This window comes from Secundilactobacillus sp. MJ173 (genome assembly GCF_059704265.1).
The window spans coordinates 1-1,561 of the sequence record NZ_BAAKGN010000047.1 but is presented as its reverse complement, the minus strand read 5'-3'; the positions used below and the strand labels follow the sequence as shown (position 1 = coordinate 1,561).

Annotated in this window: 1 protein-coding gene; it reads left to right on the top strand. The window is 40.1% G+C overall.

Annotated features, from left to right (window positions below; all coding sequences use genetic code 11):
* The first annotated feature begins 217 nt into the window (after positions 1-217).
* Complete coding sequence (locus tag AC6H04_RS07605) at positions 218-1,519, top strand: cation:dicarboxylate symporter family transporter (protein ID WP_497571123.1); 1,302 nt, start codon at positions 218-220, stop codon at positions 1,517-1,519.
* The last annotated feature ends 42 nt before the right edge of the window (positions 1,520-1,561 follow it).

The following is a 1,561-nucleotide window of genomic DNA, read 5'->3' as shown; positions in this document are numbered from 1 at the left end:
AATCGATGGCTGTTTTTTTGTGGTATTTTGAAACAGATAAGAATGAATATGAACTGAATACAAATTAATTTAATAAGAGGTTTATTCATAAACGTTGCTAAATCAACGTTTACAAACAGGTAGCTTGTGAACTCAAAAAATGAGACACTCAAGCATTCTCAGAATATGATAAAATAATAAGGAAGTGCAATAATTAATTAGATTGAGGGGCTCGAAAATGAAGCGTTATCGAGGTTATCGCTTAACCTTAGGCTGGCAGATTATGATTGGGTTAGTGCTAGGGATTATTCTGGGAGTTGTTTTTTATCAGAATAAAACGGCGATTACAGCAATGCAGAACATTGGTAACATGTTTATTAGTTTGATTCAAATGATTGTCCTGCCAATTGTCGTTTCTTGTTTGACAGTAGGTATCGCTAATATGGGGGATATCAAGAAACTTGGCCGTATTGGCGGTAAAACACTGATTTATTTCGAATTAATGACTACAGTTGCCATTATTCTAGGGTTAGTTGTTGCGAATGTTTTTCACCCTGGTGATTTCATTAATATTCATCAACTACATTCTCAAGATATTAGCCAGTATGTTTCCACAGCAAAAACAGCAAAAGAGCATAGCGGTATTTGGGCAACGTTAGTAGGAATTATCCCAACCAATTTCTTTAATGCACTTAGTACCGGTGACATGATGCCGGTGATCTTCTTTAGTGTTTTCTTTGGCTTAGGGACTGCAGCGATTGGTGAGCAGGGTAAGATCATTATTGACTTTCTTCAAGCTGTTTCTGAAGTCATGTTTAAAGTCACAAATTGGGTAATGCACGCCGCACCAATTGGTGTTTGTGCGCTAATCGGGGTTACGGTTGCTCAAATGGGACTGTCGGCGTTAGCGCCGCTAGGATACTTTATCTTCCTTGCTTATGCCACAATGGCGGTTTTCATACTTGTTGTTATGGGATTAGTTGGCCGGTTATTCGGCTTGAATATCTTTACCTTACTTAAAGTGATTCGAGATGAAGTCGTCTTAGCTTTCTCAACGGCAAGTTCAGAGGCTGCTTTACCACGAATCATTGATAAAATGGATAAATTTGGTGTCAGCCAAGGAATCGTGTCGTTTGTGATTCCTACTGGCTATACATTCAACCTTGATGGTTCGGCAATTTATCAATCATTGGCTGCTTTGTTCCTTGCTCAGGCTTACCATATTCACCTTAGCCTGGGTCAGCAGATTACCCTGTTAGTTGTCTTAATGATTACTTCAAAGGGGATGGCGGGCGTACCAGGTGCCTCATTCGTGGTCCTGCTGGCAACCATTTCTACAATTGGCGTACCAATGGCCGGCTTAACCTTTATTGCCGGAATTGACCGTCTGGTGGATATGGGACGGACCGCTGTTAATGTGGTTGGTAATTCGTTGGCCTCGGTTGTGATTGCTAAATCAGAAAACGAGTTTAATGAGAAGCAAGCAACGGAATATGCGGCGACGTTTGATAAACCGAAAACGTCTTCAGTTGAAAGATAGATTAAGTGTTAAAAGCTATTAAAAAGCGCCCTGATAAAAATC